Genomic DNA, 16311 nt, shown 5'->3' on the forward strand with positions numbered 1-16311 from the left:
GGCGGCCGGGCCCCGAGCGACCCGGCGGCCGGGCCCGGCCGGCCGAGCCGGCGGCGAAGCTGGTCGCCTGCTCTCCGCGCCGGTCGGGCCGACGCCGTCCGGTGCGGGTCGCTGGCTCGGACGTGGGTGGGGATCAGTGCAGGGAGCGGGCGTAGCCGGTGGGGGTGTGACCGGTGACCGCGGCGAAGTCGCGGGCCAGGTGGGCCTGGTCGCTGTAGCCGAGGTCGGCGGCGAGGGCGGCCCAGTCGGGCAGCCCGGTGACGACCTGTTCGATCGCCTCCAGCAGGCGGTAGCGACGGATCACCCACTTGGGACCGACGCCGACGTGGTCCAGGAAGAGCCGCTGCAACCGCCGGACGGAGAGATCGTGCCGGCGGGCCAGGTCGTCCACCCGCAGCACGCTACGGTCGGTGCGGATCGACTCGGCGAGGGCGATCGCCTCGGCCGCCGCCGGGTCGGGCTGTGGCGCCCAGGCGAGCAGGAAGGCGTCCAACGCCCGCCGGCGCTCGTCGTCCGTACCCCCGCAGCGGGGCGACGCGACGGCGGACCCGGCGGCGCGGGGCGTGGTCGGGCCAGCGGGGTGGGTGGCGGCGGCACCGGGGGTGGTCGACCCGGCGGCGCGGGCGGCGATCGGGTCGGTGCGGAGCGGGACGTCCCGGTCGGTGAGTTCGGCGACCGGGCGACGCCAGAACGGGCGGAAGCCGCCGGGACGGAACTGGATACCGCTGACCGTTCCGGTGCCGGTCAGGGTGACCGTGAACAGCCGCCGACCGACCCCGGCCACCTCGGCGGTCTCCGGGCCGCCGGCATCCTGCCGGAAGACGACGTTGACCGCCGGGTGCGGCACCACCTGCTGGGTGAACGGCGCGGTCAGCGCCCAGTCGGCCAGCCAGTAGTGCTCCACCCACGGGCGCAGCGCGGGGGCCGGCAGGTGCCGCCGGAACCGCAGCTCCCGGCGCAGCCGGGCCGGATCGAGGATGCCCCGGTCATCCGCGCGTGGCTGTCGCATTCGTTCAAGACCACCTTCATACGCTGGCCGTATGCCAACGAAGACTAGTGAGCTGCTGGCCGCCGCCGCCCCGGGGACCGTGGAGTTGGTCCGGGCGATCGGCGACGACCAACTCGACCTGCCGACCCCGTGCGCGGAGTACGACGTCCGCGGACTGATCAACCACGTGTACGACGTGGCGGTCAACTTCCAACGCCTCGCCGCCGGGCAGGAGACGGACTGGTCGGTCAAGACCGATCACGTGGCCGAACCGGGCTGGCGGGACCGGTTCGCCACTGAGGTGAAGCAGCTCGTCGTGGCCTGGGACGACCCGGCCAGCGAGGAGGGCGTCGCGCCGGCGATGGGGCTGCCCCGGTCGACGATCGGCCTGATGGGGGTGGTGGACCTGGTGGTGCACGGCTGGGACCTGCGCGGGCCACCGGCCAGCCGTACCAGCCGGCGCGGGAGAGCATCGCGGCGCTGCACGGCTTCATGGACGAGATGGGCCCGATGGGCCGGCAGATGGGCGCCTTCGGCGCGGAGGTGCCGGTCGGGGCGGACGGGACCGAACTGGACCGGCTGCTCGGCCGTACCGGTCGCGATCCGGCCTGGACGAGCTGACCGCTCCCGCCCACCGGGTCGCCGCACCCGGTGGGCCGGGCCGCCCACCGAACCCGCCGGACCCCCTCGCCGGATCGACGGAGTCGCTTGACATCGACTATTCACTGGATGAATAGTTGGCCGGGTGTCCACGTCGCACGTGCTGCTCGGGTTGCTGGCCGCCGGCAACCGGCACGGCTACGAGCTGAAGCGCGCCCACGACACCCGGCTGCCCCGGGCCAAGCCGCTCGCCTTCGGCCAGGTCTACGCCACCCTGGGGCGCCTGCAACGGGACGGCCTGGTGGTCACCGCCGGTCAGGAACGCGAGGCCGGCCCCGACCGGACCGCCTACGCGCTCACCGACCAGGGCCGGGCCGCGCTCGCCGGCTGGCTCGCCGCCGTCGAGCCACCCATGCCGTACGTCACCAGCGCGCTGTTCACCAAGGTCGCGGTGGCGTTGCTGGTCGCCGACCTCAACGCGGCCCGGTCCTACCTGATCGCCCAGGCGCGGGCGCACACCGACCGGCTGCGCGAACTCACCGCCGTCAAGACGGCACCCTCGACCACCCTCGATGACGTCGTCGCCGTCGACTACGCCGTCGCTCACCTCGACGCCGACCTGAGGTGGCTGCGCACCACCCTGGCCCGCGTCGCCGACTGGCACCGGGAGGTGCACCCGTGAGCCGACTCCAGGCCCGCGACGTGGTCCGGTCGTACGGCCCGACACCGGCCCTGCGCGGCGTCAGCCTCGACGTCGCCGACGGCGAGATCGTCGCCGTGACCGGACCCAGCGGCTGCGGCAAGTCCACCCTGCTGCACTGCCTCGCCGGCATCCTGCGCCCCGACGAGGGGGCGGTGCGCTGGAACGGCGAGCGGATCGACACCTGGCCCGAGGCGGCGCGGTCCCGGCTGCGCCGTACCGAGTTCGGGGTGTTGTTCCAGTTCGGTCAGCTCGTCCCCGAGTTGACCGCGGCGGAGAACGTCGCCCTGCCCCTGCTCCTCGCCGGCACGGGGCGGCGAGAAGCAGGGCGGGCGGCGGGCGAATGGCTGGACCGCTTCGGCGTCGGGCACCTCGCCGACGTGCGCCCCGGCGCGATGTCCGGTGGGCAGCAGCAACGCTGCGCCACCGCCCGCGCCCTGGTCACCGGGCCCCGGGTGATCTTCGCCGACGAGCCGACCGGTGCCCTCGACACGCTCAGCGGCGAGGAGGTCCTCACCCAGCTCGTCCAGCTTGCCCGGGAACAGGGCACCACCATCGTCCTGGTCACCCACGAACCCCGGATCGCCGCGTACGCCGACCGCGAGGTGATGCTCCGCGACGGCGTGGTCGACCCGACGGGCCTCGGCCTGGACGAAACCCTCGTCCCGCTCCCGGCGGCCGGCCCCGGCACGGACCCCCGGTGAGGCCGGGCGTCGCGCTGCGGCTCGCCCTGGCCGGCAACCGCACCGACACCGTCCGGGTCGTGCTCACCGCGCTCAGCGCCGCCCTGGCCAGCCTCGCCGGGCTGGCCGCCCTCACCGTGCTGGCCATCCCGACCCCACCCGGCGGACGGGGCAGCAACAACTCCGAGCAGTACACCAACGCGCTGCTACGCGAGCCGGGCCTGCGCGGCGGCACGGCGGTCGCGTTGCTGCTGCTCGCCGTGCCGGTGCTCGCCCTGGCCGGGCAGTGCGTGCGGCTCGGCGCCCCGGCCCGGGACCGGCGACTCGCCGGGTTCCGGCTGGCCGGGGCCACCCCCGGGCAGGTGACCGGGCTGGTCGCGGTGGAGGCCGGGCTGGCCAGCCTGCTCGGCACCCTGGCCGGGCTGGGGACGTACCTGGTGGGCCGGGTGCTGCTGCACCGGCCCGACGCCCGGGGGCTGCTGCCGCTGCCCACCGACGTGCTGCCGTCGCCGCCGGTGATCGCGGCGGTGGTGCTCGGCCTGCCGGTGCTGGCCGGGCTGGTCGGTGTCGTCCTGCTGCGCCGGGTCACCGCGACCCCGCTCGGCGTGGTCCGGCGGACCCGCCGGGAACGTGCCCCGAGGCCGTGGGCCGGGCTGCTGATCCTGGCCGGGCCGACCGCGTTCGGCCTGCTCGCCCCGATCAACAGGTGGTACGCCGACCGTGCTCAGGACCCACCGGCGCTGCTGGAGCCGGCGCTGATGGCCGGCGGTGCGCTGGCCGCGCTGGTCGGGGTGGTGGTCGGCACCGGCTGGCTGTCGTACACGGCCGGGCGGTTGCTGCACCGGTGGGGTCGCGGGGCGGCCGTGCTGCTGGCCGCCCGTCGGTTGACCGCCGACCCGTGGGCCGGCAGCCGGACCCTGGCCGCCCTGCTGGCGGCGGTGATCGTGGGGGCGGGTGCGGCCGGGCTCCGGGCCTCGATGATCGCCGACATGGCGGCGAACCGGGCCACCGGCCAGGGCCTGGCCGGCGGTGAAGACTTCTACCTGAACACGATGGACCTGGTCGACCGGGCCGCCCAGCTGGCCGTGGCGCTGGCCGCCGGTGGCCTGGTCGTCGCCCTGGTCGAGGGGATCGTCGCCCGCCGCCGGACGTATGCGGCGCTGGTCGCCTCCGGGGTCCCCCGCAGCGTCATCGGCCGTTCCGTCGGCTGGCAGGCGCTGGCCCCGGCGGTGCCGGCCATCGTATTGGCGCTCGCCAGTGGCCTGCTGCTCATCTGGGGCGTCGCGGGCCGCCCACGCACCTACGGGGCGCACTCCTTCCAGGTGTGCACGGGCGACGCCGTCCGGTGCGCCGACCCGTCGGTCCTGCGCACCGTGTGGGTGCCCGAGGTCGTGGTGACACCCGAGCTGCCGTGGGCGCAACTCGCCTGGGTCGGTGCGGGTGCCCTGGTCGCCGTGCTGGTCACGGTCGGTGTCGGCCTGCTCTTCCTGCGGATGAGCACCGCCGTCGAGGAACTCCGCACCGGCTGACCGCGATCAGCCGGTGCGCAGCGGCAACCGCCCGCCGGTCCCGGGCCGGCCCGCCGAGCGTTGCCGGCCCGCCGAGCGCTGCCGGCCCCCGGCCGGCCCGGGGACCCGCCCCGGCCCGGCGGGGACCGGTGGCGGCGGTCAGGCGCGGCCCAGCCGGTCGAGGATCCAGGCGTTGATGAACGCCTCCTCACGCCAGGCGTCGTACCGGCCGCTGGGGCCACCGTGGCCGGCACCCATCTCCGTCTTGAGCAGGTAGTCGCCCTGCGGGGCCACCGCCCGCAGCCGGGCGATCCACTTGGCCGGCTCGTGGTAGAGCACCCGGGTGTCGTTGAGGCTGGTCACCGCCAGGATCGCCGGGTAGTCGGCGGCGGTGACGTTCTCGTACGGGGTGTACGACTTCATGTACGCGTACACCTCCGGGTCGGCGAGCGGGTTGCCCCACTCCTCCCACTCGGTGACGGTCAACGGCAGCGACGGGTCGAGGATCGAGGTGAGCGCGTCCACGAAGGGCACCTGCGCCACGATCCCGGTGAACGCGTCCGGGGCGATGTTGGCGACCGCGCCCATCAGCAGGCCACCGGCCGAGGCGCCCCGGGCGACCAGTCGGTCGGCCGCCGTCCAGCCGGCCTTGACCAGGTGCCGGGCGCAGGCCACGAAGTCGGTGAAGGTGTTCTTCTTGGCCAGCATCTTGCCCTCGTCGTACCAGCGGCGGCCCAGTTCACCGCCGCCCCGGATGTGCGCCACGGCGAAGACGACGCCCCGGTCGAGCAGGCTGAGCCGGGCGACCGAGAACCATGGGTCCATGCTGGCCTCGTACGAGCCGTACCCGTAGATCACGGCGGGGGCGGAGCCGTCGCGTGGGGTGTCCCGGTGGCAGACCAGCGAGATGGGCACCCGGGTGCCGTCGTCGGCGAGCGCCCACTCGCGGTGCTGCTCGTAGTCGGCCGGGTCGTACGCGCGGCCGTCCGGCCCGGGGAGCACCGGCTTGCGGCGACGCAGCGTCAGTTCCCGGGTGACCAGGTCGTAGTCGTAGACCGAGTCGGGGGTGACCAGCGAGGTGTAGCGGAACCGCAGCTGCCGGGTGCGGTATTCCGGGTTGGCGTCCAGCCCGACGCTGTGGATCGGCTCGGGGAACTCGATGTCGTGGCCGTCGCCGCCGCCGACGGGGAGCACCCGCAGCCCGGTCAGCCCGTTGCTGCGCAGCGAGACGACCAGGTGGTCGGCGAACGCGTCGACCGACTCCAGCCGGGTGCCGGGGCTGTGCGGGATCAGCGGCACCCAGTCGCCGGGGGCGTCCGCCGAGGTGTACGCCAGCGCGAAGTCCTCCGCGCCGTCGTTGTGCAGGATCAGGAACCGGTGGCCGTGGTGCTCGACGCTGTATTCGACGCCCTGCCGGCGCGGGGCGATCACCGCCGGCTCGCCGGTCGGGTTGTCGGCCGGGATGACCCGTACCTCGCTGGTGACCTTGCTGGTGCTGTCGATCAGCACGAACCGCTCGGATCGGGTCAGCTCGACGCCCACCCAGAACCGCTCGTCCTCCTCCAGATGTACCACCACGTCCTCGCCCGACGGGGTGCCGACGGTGTGCCGCCACACCCGGTTGGGTCGCCACGCCTCGTCGACGGTGATGTAGAACAGCACGGTCGCGTCGGCCGACCAGGCGGTGCCGTAGAAGGTGTCGGGCACCTCGTCGCCGAGCAGTTCGCCGGTGCTCAGGTCCTTGATCCGCAGGGTGAAGCGTTCGTCGCCGGAGAAGTCCGTCGAGTAGGCCAGCCACCGCCCGTCGGGGCTGACGTCGAACGCGCCGAGGGAGAAGAAGTCGTGCCCTTCGGCGAGCTGGTTGCCGTCGAGCAGCACCTCTTCGCCGTCGAGCGGGGCGCCGTCCGCGCTGACCGGCGGGTCGGTCTCGTCGTCGCGGACCGCGCGGCGGCAGTGCACGCCGTACTGCTGGCCCTCGATCGTGCGGGTGTAGTACCAGTGGCCGCCCTTGCGGGTGGGCACCGACAGGTCGGTCTCCTGGGTGCGCTGCTTCGTCTCGGCGAACAGCGTGCCGCGTAACGCTTCCAGGTGCGCGGTGCGCTGCTCGGTGTAGGCGTTCTCGGCGGTCAGGTGGGCGATGGTCGCCGGGTCGTCCTTGGCGGCCAGCCAGGCGTACTCGTCGACGACGGTGTCGCCGTGGTGGGTGCGCTCCGCGCGGACCTGTCGGGCGACGGGCGGGGTGGTCTCGGTGGTCACGCCGCCACGTTACCGGCCCGTCGCGCTGCGCGGCGCGGTCGAACCACCACCCACCTCTTTAGAACATGTGTACGATGACTGTCATGTCGACGCCAGCGGGTTCGAGCGGTGCAGCGGAGATCACCCGCCGGTTGGCCGGGATCTGCGGTCCCTCCTTCGCCCGGTTCGCGGGCGCGGCGGACGAGGTCGCCGGCCGGCTCGCCCGGTGGGTGGCCGTCCCGGGTGGGCCCCGGGCGGCGGCCGAGGTGCTGCGGCTCGCCGCCCGGCACGACCTGTCGGTGGTGCCCCGGGGCGCGGGCACGAAGATCGACTGGGGTGCCGCGCCGGCCCGGGTCGACATCATGCTCGACACCGGCCGGCTCGCCGGGGTCGGCCACCAGCCGGCGGCCTCCCCGGTGGTCGAGGTGGGTGCCGGCACCCCGCTGCGGGCGGTGCAGGCCACCCTGGAACGCGCCGGCCGTCGGCTGGCCCTCGACCCGCCGTCCCCCGGTGCCACCCTCGGTGGGGTGCTCGCCGCCGACGAGTCCGGTCCGCTGCGGCACCGGCACGGCACCCCCTGTGCGCAGCTCGTCGGCCTGCGGTGGTTGGACGCCGACGGTGAGCTGGTCAGTGCCGGCCGCAGCGCCGCGGAGCTGTCCGGGGTGAGCGCACCCGTCGGTCTCGACCTGGGCCGGTTGCTCTGCGGTTCGCAGGGCGGGCTGGGCGTGCTCGTCTCGGCGACGCTGCACGCGCAGGCGCTGCCGGCGAGCCAGGTCTGGGTGTCCCGGCCGGTGTGGAGCCCGCTGGAGGTGCACGACCTGGTCCGGGCGGTGTTCGCCGCCGACCTCGACCCGGCGGCCGTCGAGCTGGACCTGCCGGCCACCGGGTCCCCACCGCGCCCGGTCGCCGCCCCGGCGGCGGGCGCGACGTCGGGGCCGCCCGGTCGACCGATGTCCGCCGCCGAGGCGGCGGCCCGGGCCAACCATCCCGCGATGTCCGGCCGGCGGGCCGATCCGCCGCCCGCCCGGGGCAGCGCCGGTGAGCTGGCGATCCTGCTGGAGGGTGACCGGTCCGAGGTGGCCGAGCGGGCCGACCGCCTGTTGGCCGTGCTCGGTGGCGCGGCGAGCGTCGCCCCGTTCGCCCCGGCCTGGTGGGGGCGCTACCCGTTCGCCCCGGGCGACACCGCGTTGCGGGTCGAGGCCCCGACCAAGGATCTGCACGCCGCCGTCTACGCGTTGCGCGACGCCGCCGGCACACCCCTGTCGGTACGCGGCTGCGCCGGTGCGGGTGTGGTGCACGCCGCGCTGCCCGGATCGTTCCCCGTCGACCGGGTGGCCGGCATCCTGGCCGCCGTCCGGGGGGTGTTGCTCGCCCGCCGGGGCCGGTGCGTGGTGGTCGCCGCTCCCGCTGCGGTCCGCCGTGAGGTCGACGTTTGGGGTGAGGCGGCGGTGATCCCCCGGCTGCGGGAGGCGAAGGAGCACCTCGACCCGCACCGCCGGCTCGCCCCCGGCCGCCTCCCCGGCGGCCTCTGATCAACCCCCGGCGACCTCTGACCAGCCCTGGCGGCCTCTGAGTGTCGAGGGGATCGGGGGTGGATCAGGAGAGGGCGTCGTTGCGCAGCACCAGGATGGCGATGTCGTCGCGGGGTGACTCGACCGAAAAGTTGATCGCGGTGGCCCGCAGTCGCGCCGCGACCACGTCGGCGGAGTAGCCGGCCAGCGGCGCGGCGGCCTCCCGGAGCCGCTCGGTGCCGAAGAGTTCCCGGCCGCGTCGCCGCTCGGTCACCCCGTCGGTATAGAAGATCAGCGCATCGCCCGGCGCGAGCAGGATCTCCTCCGCCGGTGAGGTGATCGAGTCGAGCAGGCCGAGCGCGGTTCCACCGGTCCCGACGAAGTTCGCCCCGCCGGGACCGTGCAACAGCACCGGTCGGTCGTGCCCGGCCAGGTGCAGCGAGACGTCGAGCCCGTCGCCGTCGTCCGGCCCGACCGCCGCCAGGGCCAGCGTGCAGTAGCGTCCCCCGCCGCGCTCGACAAGCGTGTCGTTGAGCCGGGCCAGCACCTCGGGCAGCGGCTTGCCGTCCCCGACGAGCACCCGGATCACGTCCCGGACCAGCCCGGTCACCGCCGCCGCCTGCACCCCCTTGCCGGACACGTCGCCGACCACCACCAGCCAGCGCCCGTCCGGCAGCGGCACCACGTCGTAGAAGTCGCCGCCGACCTCGGCCTCGTCCCCGGTCGGGACGTACTCGGCGGCGAAGCCAACGCCCTCGACGACCGGGAGCACCGGCGGCAGCAGCGACTGTTGGAGGGTCTGCGCCACCCGACGCCGTTCGGCGTGGATCCGGGCGTTCTCGATGGCGAGGCCGGCCCGCCGGGCCACGTCCTCCAGCACCGCCACCTCGTCGGCGTCGTGCCGGTGCCGCTGGTGCCGGCCCACGGCCAGGGTGCCGAGCTTCTGGCTGCGGGCGACCAGCGGCACGGCGAAGCCCTCCATCGGCCCACCGAGCGGCACCTGGGACCCGGTGCGCGACGCCTCGCGCAGCCGGGCCTGGACCGAGTCCGGACCGGATTCCTGGAGCACCTTGTGCAGTTGGGGCAGGACCGACTCGTCGGCGTGGCTGCACGCGGCCAGCTTGAGCCGGCCCCACTCGTCGGTGGTGTGCACCGCGCACCACTGGCCGAGCCGGGGCACCACCAGTTGCGGGATCAGCGCCATGGTCAGGTCCACGTCGAGCGACTGGGCGAGCAGTTCGCTGGCCTCGGCGAGGAAGGTCAGCCAGGCCGAGCGGCGGACGTCGGCGCGGCGCAGCCGGTCGTTCTCCAGGTGCAGCGAGAGCCGTTCGGCGGCGAGTACGGCCAACGGCCGGGCGTACGCCGACGGTGCGGCGTCCAGCTCCAACTCCCCACCGTACGGTCGGTGCACCGCCAGCGGCACCCGGAGCAGCTCGTTGCCGGCGCGCGGCTGGCGGCCGTACCGGGCCAGCACCTGCGGGCCCTCTCCCTCGCCCCGGTCGAGCCGGATCACCCCGCCGGCCGCGCCCACCATCTCGGCGACCCGGGTGAGCAGGTCGGTGGCGAACTCGGGCAGCGGTTCGTCGGCGTACGGGTCGGGCCTGGTCTGGGTCAGTTCGCTCATCGCTGCGGCGCTCGGTGCGGTGGTCGCCAGGTCGCTCTCGGCCTGCCCGGGTGGCGGGTACGGGGACAGCGGCCCGTCGCTGTGGTCGCCATGGCGGTCCAGCCGGAACCACACCCCTTTGCCGGTGGGCAGGTAGGTGGTGCCCCAGCGGCTGGCGAAGTGGTCGACGAGCAGCAGCCCGCGCCCCCGGGCGGAGACCTCGCCGATCTCGTCGGTGTCGTTGCGGCTGCCGACGATCAGCTCGTCGACCGGCCCTGCGGCGAAGTCGGAGACGGTGACGGTCAGGCCGATCCGGTCGGCGACGACCTCGATGTCCAGTTCGGTGCGGGCGTGCTCGACGGCGTTGGTGGACAGTTCGGTGGTGAGCAGCAGTGCCTCGTTGAGCAGTTCGTCGAGGTCCGCCTCGGCGAGCACGGAGCGGACGACGGCGCGGGCGGCGGCCGGGGTGCGCCGGTCGGCGGGCAGTCGGACGCGCCGGACGTGCTCGTCCCGTCCCGCGTCTGTCCCGGCCCCCGGCTCCGTTGACACCCCCGTATCCTCTACCGCGACCGCCCGGGTGCCAAGCCGCACCACGCACCGTCACACCTGTCGCACCGATCGGCAGGTTGACGACACCCCGTCGTCGGGTGCGGGTCGGCGACCAACGGCTACGTGTCGACCTGTGGTGGTGGCGGGGTCGGGCCGGGTGCCGGGACCGCGTCCCGCCTGCGGTGTCGCTGTCGGGGCGGTGGTGGCACCGGCAGGGACATGTCGGGCACGTCGTGTCCGCTGCCCGGGTCCGGACGCGGGCACAATGAGGGAAAGTCGGCGTGTCGGCACGCCGGGGACCCTCCGAGCTGAGCGAGGAAAGATGACCGCGAAACAGTCGGTGACGGCGGACGTGTCCGCTTCCGAGCATGACGCGCTCCTCGGTGAGCTGTCGGAGGCGCTGCGGCGGGTCGGCCGGGGTGACTTCAAGGTGCGGCTGCCCCGGCGTGCGGGTGCGGCCGGTGAGGTGGCGGACGCCTTCAACGAGGTGGTGTCGCTCCAGGAACGGCAGCACCTGGACCTGCGCCGGATCAGTCGGGTGGTGGGCCGGGACGGCCGGCTGACCGAGCGCCTCGACGAGGAGGGCCTGGACGGCTCCTGGGCGGAGGGCCAGCGGGCGGTCAACTCGCTGATCGACGACCTGGGCCGGCCGACCACCGAGATCGCCCGGGTGATCATGGCGGTGGCCGACGGTGACCTCTCCCAGCACATGGAGTTGGAGATCGACGGTCGCCCGCTGCGCGGTGAGTACCTGCGGATCGGCCGGACGGTCAACACGATGGTCGGGCAGCTCTCGTCGTTCTCCAACGAGGTGACCCGGGTGGCCCGGGAGGTGGGCACCGAGGGCAAGTTGGGTGGTCAGGCGGACGTGCGGGGTGCCGCCGGCACCTGGAAGGACCTCACCGACTCGGTGAACACCATGGCGTCGAACCTGACCGGTCAGGTGCGGTCGATCTCGCAGGTGGCGACGGCGGTGGCCCGGGGTGACCTGTCGCAGAAGATCACGGTCGGGGCGCGCGGCGAGGTCGCCGAGCTGGCCGACACGATGAACTCGCTGACCGACACGTTGCGCCTGTTCGCCGAGCAGGTGACCCGGGTGGCGCGGGAGGTGGGCACCGAGGGCAAGCTCGGTGGGCAGGCCGACGTGCCGAACGTCGCGGGCACCTGGAAGGACCTCACCGACAGCGTCAACTCGATGGCGTCGAACCTGACCTCTCAGGTGCGTAACATCGCGCAGGTCTCCACGGCGGTGGCCCGGGGTGACCTGAGCCAGAAGATCACCGTGGCGGCGCAGGGCGAGATCCTGGAGCTGAAGGACACCGTGAACACGATGGTGGACCAGTTGTCGTCGTTCGCCGACGAGGTGACCCGGGTGGCCCGCGAGGTCGGCATCGAGGGCAAGCTCGGTGGCCAGGCCCAGGTACGCGGGGTCTCCGGCACCTGGCGGGACCTGACGGAGAACGTCAACCAGCTCGCCGGCAACCTGACCAGCCAGGTCCGCAACATCTCCCAGGTCTCCACGGCGGTGGCCAAGGGTGACCTGTCGCAGAAGATCACGGTGGACGCGCAGGGCGAGATCCTGGAGCTGAAGAACACCGTCAACACGATGGTCGACCAGTTGTCGTCGTTCGCCGACGAGGTGACCCGGGTGGCCCGCGAGGTGGGCACCGAGGGCAAACTGGGCGGTCAGGCGCAGGTGAAGGGCGTCTCCGGCACCTGGCGCGACCTGACCGACAACGTGAACTCGATGGCGTCCAACCTGACGTCCCAGGTGCGCAACATCGCCTCGGTGACCACGGCGGTGGCGAAGGGCGACCTGAGTCAGAAGATCACCGTGGATGCCCGGGGTGAGATCCTGGAGCTGAAGTCCACGGTCAACACGATGGTGGACCAGTTGTCGTCGTTCGCCGACGAGGTGACCCGGGTGGCCCGGGAGGTGGGCACCGAGGGCAAGCTCGGCGGGCAGGCCCAGGTACGCGGGGTCGCCGGCACCTGGCGGGATCTCACCGACAACGTGAACTCGATGGCGTCGAACCTGACCAGTCAGGTGCGTAACATCGCGCAGGTCTCCACGGCGGTGGCGAAGGGTGACCTGTCGCAGAAGATCACGGTGGACGCGCAGGGCGAGATCCTGGAGCTGAAGAACACCGTCAACACGATGGTGGACCAGCTCAGCTCGTTTGCCGACGAGGTGACCCGGGTGGCCCGTGAGGTGGGCACCGAGGGCAAGCTCGGCGGGCAGGCGCAGGTCAAGGGTGTCTCGGGCACCTGGCGCGATCTCACCGACAACGTGAACTCGATGGCGTCCAACCTGACGTCCCAGGTGCGCAACATCGCCTCGGTGACCACGGCGGTCGCCAAGGGCGACCTCGGTCAGAAGATCACGGTCGACGCGCAGGGCGAGATCCTGGAGCTGAAGAACACCGTGAACACGATGGTCGACCAGCTCAGCTCGTTCGCCGACGAGGTGACCCGGGTGGGTCGCGAGGTCGGCATCGAGGGCAAGCTGGGCGGTCAGGCCCAGGTCAAGGGCGTGAGCGGCACCTGGCGGGACCTCACCGAGAACGTGAACCAGCTCGCCTCGACCCTGACCACCCAGCTCCGGGCGATCTCCCAGGTCTCCACGTCGGTGACCCGGGGCGACCTCACCCAGCGGATCGCGGTCAAGGCGCAGGGCGAGGTCGCCGAGCTGAAGGACAACATCAACCAGATGATCGTCACCCTCCGGGAGACGACCAAGAAGAACGCCGAGCAGGGCTGGCTCGACTCCAACCTGGCCCGCATCGGTGGCCTGCTCCAGGGCCAGCGGGACCTGGGCGAGGTCTGCCGCATGATCATGATGGAGGTGACCCCGCTGGTCGACGCGCAGCTCGGCGCGTTCTTCCTGGCGGACACCTCCGACGGGGTGATGCGGCTGCGGCTGACCGCGTCGTACGGGTATGTGGCGCGGGGGCACGACGTCACGTTCGGGCCCGGTGAGGGGCTGGTCGGTCAGGCGGCGCTCTCCCGCCGGACGATCCGGCTCAACGCGCTGCCCGACGGGCGGATCACCCTGCGGTCGGGGCTGGCCGAGACGCTCCCGTCCGACCTGGTGGTGCTGCCGATCCTGTTCGAGGGGGAGCTGCTCGGGGTGATCGAGTTCGCCAGCGTGGCCCGCTTCTCGGAGCTGCACCTGGCGTTCCTGGAGCGGCTGGTGCTCACCATCGGTGTCGCGGTCAACACCATCCAGGCCAACCGGCGTACGGAGGAGTTGCTGGCCCAGTCGCAGCGGCTGGCGTTGGAGTTGCAGGACCAGTCGGCGGAGTTGCAGCGCACCAACGCCGAGTTGGAGGACAAGGCGAAGCTGCTCAGTGAGCAGAAGGGCAACATCGAGACCAAGAACCGGGAGATCGAGCTGGCCCGGCTCGGCCTGGAGGAGAAGGCGCAGCAGCTCACCCGGGCGTCGGCGTACAAGTCGGAGTTCCTGGCGAACATGAGCCACGAGCTGCGTACCCCGCTGAACTCGCTGCTGCTGCTGGCCCGGTTGCTGGTGGAGAACTCGGAACGCAACCTCACCCCGAAGCAGATCGAGTTCGCCCGGACGATCCACGGCTCCGGCTCGGACCTGCTGCGCCTGATCGACGACATCCTGGACCTGTCCAAGATCGAAGCCGGTCGGATGGACGTCGAGCCGACGGAGATCCGGTTCGCCGAGATCCGCAACTACGTGGAGCAGGCGTTCGCCCCGCAGGCGGAGGACAAGAACCTCGACTTCCAGGTGCGGGTGGCCAAGGAGTTGCCGCCGGCCCTGGTGACCGACGCCCAACGGTTGCAGCAGATCCTGCGCAACATGCTCTCCAACGCGGTGAAGTTCACCGACAACGGCGCGGTCACCCTGCGGATCGCCCCGGCGGCGGAGAACGCGGTCTTCGACGTGCCGGCGTTGACCAACGCCCGCCAGGTGATCGCCTTCACCGTGATCGACACCGGCATCGGCATCTCCGACGACAAGCTGAGCATCATCTTCGAGGCGTTCCAGCAGGCCGACGGCACCACCAGCCGACGGTACGGCGGCACCGGGCTGGGCCTGTCGATCAGTCGGGACCTGGCCCGGCTGATCGGCGGCACGATCACCGTGACCTCCGCGCCGGGGCAGGGTTCGACGTTCACCCTCTTCGTACCGGATGTGCTGGCGCCGGACGCGGTGGTGGCGCCGCAGTCACCGTCGCCGGAGCGTGCGGGCCTGCCGGCGTCGCTGCTGATGCCGCCGATGGAGTTGCTGCCGGCGCCGGAGGCCCCGGCCACCCGGCAGTTGGACGGCGCGACGGTACTGATCGTCGACGACGACGTACGCAACGTGTTCGCGTTGACCAGCGCGTTGGAACTGCACGGGATGACCGTGCTGTACTCGGACAACGGCGCGGACGGGGTTCGCGTGCTGGCCGAGCATCCGGAGGTGGACATCGTGCTGATGGACGCCATGATGCCCGACCAGGACGGTTACGAGACGACCCGGCAGATCCGCCGGAACCACCGCTTCGCGGACCTGCCGATCGTCTTCCTCACCGCGAAGGCGATGCCCGGCGACCGGGAGTCGGCGCTGGCGGCCGGGGGTAGCGATTACATCACCAAGCCGGTGGACCTGGACGGGCTGATCGAGCGGATGGCGTCCTGGATCAGTGGCAGCCGAGACAAGGAGAATTCGTGACCCAGACTGCCAAGGCGCTGCTGGTCGACGACCGTCGGGAGAACCTGATGGCCCTGGAGGCGATCCTCCAGGGGCTCCCGGTGCAGTCGGTGGCCGTGGAGAGCGGTGAGGCGGCGCTGAAGCAACTGCTGGTGGACGACTTCGCGGTCATCCTGCTGGACGCCCAGATGCCCGACATGGACGGCTTCGAGACGGCCAGTCACATCAAGCGCCGGGAGCGGACCCGGCACGTGCCGATCATCTTCCTCACCGCCGCCGACAAGGACGCCCAGTTGGCGCTGCGCGGCTATGCGGTCGGCGCGGTGGACTACCTGACCAAGCCGTTCGACCCGTGGGTGTTGCGGGCGAAGGTGTCGGTGTTCGTGGAGCTGTGGGTGAAGACCCGGCAGTTGGCGGCGCAGTCCGACGTGGTGCGTGAGCGTGACGCCCAGTGGCGGGTGCTCACCGACGCGGTGGACGCGGCGGCCACCCTGCTGCGGGTCGAGGACGACCCGGAGGCCCGGCAGCGTGCCCTGGACATCCTGGAGCAGGCCCGCTGGGGCAACACCGCCTGACCGACGCACCGACCCGCCGCGCCGTCGACCGCCGGAGCGACGCACTCGTCATGCGTCGGTCGACGGATGCCGCTGCGGGCAGTCCACCGACAGGGCGACGCCGGAGCGTCAGGCGGCGGGTGGGTCGGCGTGGCCGGTGGTCGCCCGCCGGGCCCGCCAGCGTTCGCCGAGCGAGTCGAGTTCCTCCTGGATGAAATAGAAGAAGTCCCGCATCTCGGCCACCCGTTCGCCGCCCGGGGTGGCGGTGCCGCCCAGCGCGGTGACGCCCGCGTCGGCGATGTCGATGAAGTTCTTGTAGAGGCCGGTCTTGGTGATGGTGCCCTCGTACCAGGGGTTGTCGGGCAGCCGGTAGTGGTCCCGGCGCGAGCGCGGGACCGGTTCGCGGACCAGCATGCTGACCTGGGTCAGGTGGCGTACCGCGCCGGATACGGCTGCCGCGCTGACGCCGAGCCGCTCGCCGATCTGGGCGGCGGTCAGCGGGCCGTCGGCGCTCATCACGGCGAACAGCACCCGGGCGGACATCCGGGGGAAGCCGACGTCCGCGAAGGCCATCGCCATCCGTTCGACGAAGAGGTGGACCTCGTCGTCGTGGCCGGGTCGACGGTCGTCAGGCATCGGACGCTGCTCCTCGGGCTCGGAACGGTTCAGGCGATGGTGCCGCACCGAACAGAGTCTTCACAACTTTGTGAAACG

At 72.7% G+C, this 16311-nt stretch carries 11 protein-coding genes; 7 read left to right on the top strand and 4 right to left on the bottom strand.

Features of this window, described 5'->3' with window-relative positions; translation table 11 throughout:
- Positions 1-133: 133 nt before the first annotated feature.
- Positions 134-1009, bottom strand: coding sequence for a helix-turn-helix domain-containing protein (locus tag JQN83_RS33655; RefSeq protein WP_208565444.1), 876 nt, complete (start codon positions 1007-1009; stop codon positions 134-136).
- A gap of 31 nt (positions 1010-1040) precedes the next feature.
- Between JQN83_RS33655 and JQN83_RS03015 the strand changes: the two genes are divergently transcribed.
- From JQN83_RS03015 to JQN83_RS03030, 4 genes are read left to right on the top strand one after another with little or no spacing between them, the layout of a single operon-like run.
- Positions 1041-1700: a maleylpyruvate isomerase family mycothiol-dependent enzyme gene (locus JQN83_RS03015; RefSeq protein ID WP_244251567.1), complete on the top strand. Its 660-nt coding sequence runs from the start codon at positions 1041-1043 to the stop codon at positions 1698-1700.
- A 33-nt stretch (positions 1701-1733) separates the two neighbouring features.
- Entirely contained in the window at positions 1734-2270 is a 537-nt protein-coding gene (locus JQN83_RS03020) for a PadR family transcriptional regulator (RefSeq protein ID WP_204958604.1), read from the top strand.
- Positions 2267-2992: an ABC transporter ATP-binding protein gene (locus JQN83_RS03025; protein WP_204958605.1), complete on the top strand. Its 726-nt coding sequence runs from the start codon at positions 2267-2269 to the stop codon at positions 2990-2992. The genes JQN83_RS03020 and JQN83_RS03025 overlap by 4 nt, the downstream gene beginning before the upstream one ends.
- Positions 2989-4500 carry an FtsX-like permease family protein gene (locus tag JQN83_RS03030; protein WP_208565445.1) on the top strand — a complete coding sequence of 504 codons (1512 nt, stop codon included), beginning with the start codon at positions 2989-2991 and terminating at the stop codon, positions 4498-4500. The genes JQN83_RS03025 and JQN83_RS03030 overlap by 4 nt, the downstream gene beginning before the upstream one ends.
- 138 nt (positions 4501-4638) lie before the next feature.
- Here JQN83_RS03030 and JQN83_RS03035 read toward each other — a convergent pair whose 3' ends face one another.
- The gene (locus tag JQN83_RS03035) at positions 4639-6735 is read right to left on the bottom strand and encodes a S9 family peptidase (protein ID WP_208565446.1); all 2097 of its coding nucleotides are present in this window, start codon (positions 6733-6735) and stop codon (positions 4639-4641) included.
- 83 nt (positions 6736-6818) lie between these two features.
- Here JQN83_RS03035 and JQN83_RS03040 point away from each other — a divergent pair, with 83 nt between their 5' ends.
- Complete coding sequence (locus JQN83_RS03040) at positions 6819-8246, top strand: FAD-binding oxidoreductase (RefSeq protein WP_244251568.1); 1428 nt, start codon at positions 6819-6821, stop codon at positions 8244-8246.
- Between the two features lie 64 nt (positions 8247-8310).
- Here the strand turns inward: JQN83_RS03040 and JQN83_RS03045 are convergent, their stop codons facing one another.
- On the bottom strand, positions 8311-10377 hold the full coding sequence (locus JQN83_RS03045; protein ID WP_208565448.1) for a SpoIIE family protein phosphatase: 2067 nt from the start codon (positions 10375-10377) through the stop codon (positions 8311-8313).
- A 322-nt stretch (positions 10378-10699) separates the two neighbouring features.
- On the opposite strand from JQN83_RS03045, the gene JQN83_RS03050 reads away from it, so the two are divergent.
- Together JQN83_RS03050 and JQN83_RS03055 are read left to right on the top strand one after the other, a co-directional pair.
- Complete coding sequence (locus JQN83_RS03050; RefSeq protein ID WP_208565449.1) at positions 10700-15064, top strand: HAMP domain-containing protein; 4365 nt, start codon at positions 10700-10702, stop codon at positions 15062-15064.
- Positions 15061-15618 (top strand): response regulator, encoded by a 558-nt coding sequence (locus tag JQN83_RS03055; protein WP_208565450.1) that lies wholly within the window; start codon positions 15061-15063, stop codon positions 15616-15618. Before JQN83_RS03050 ends, JQN83_RS03055 begins: the two co-directional genes overlap by 4 nt.
- Positions 15619-15726: 108 nt before the next feature.
- Here the strand turns inward: JQN83_RS03055 and JQN83_RS03060 are convergent, their stop codons facing one another.
- Positions 15727-16233: a GbsR/MarR family transcriptional regulator gene (locus JQN83_RS03060; RefSeq protein WP_208565451.1), complete on the bottom strand. Its 507-nt coding sequence runs from the start codon at positions 16231-16233 to the stop codon at positions 15727-15729.
- Positions 16234-16311: the final 78 nt, after the last annotated feature.

The organism is Micromonospora antibiotica, from assembly GCF_017599305.1.
Lineage (GTDB): Bacteria > Actinomycetota > Actinomycetes > Mycobacteriales > Micromonosporaceae > Micromonospora > Micromonospora antibiotica.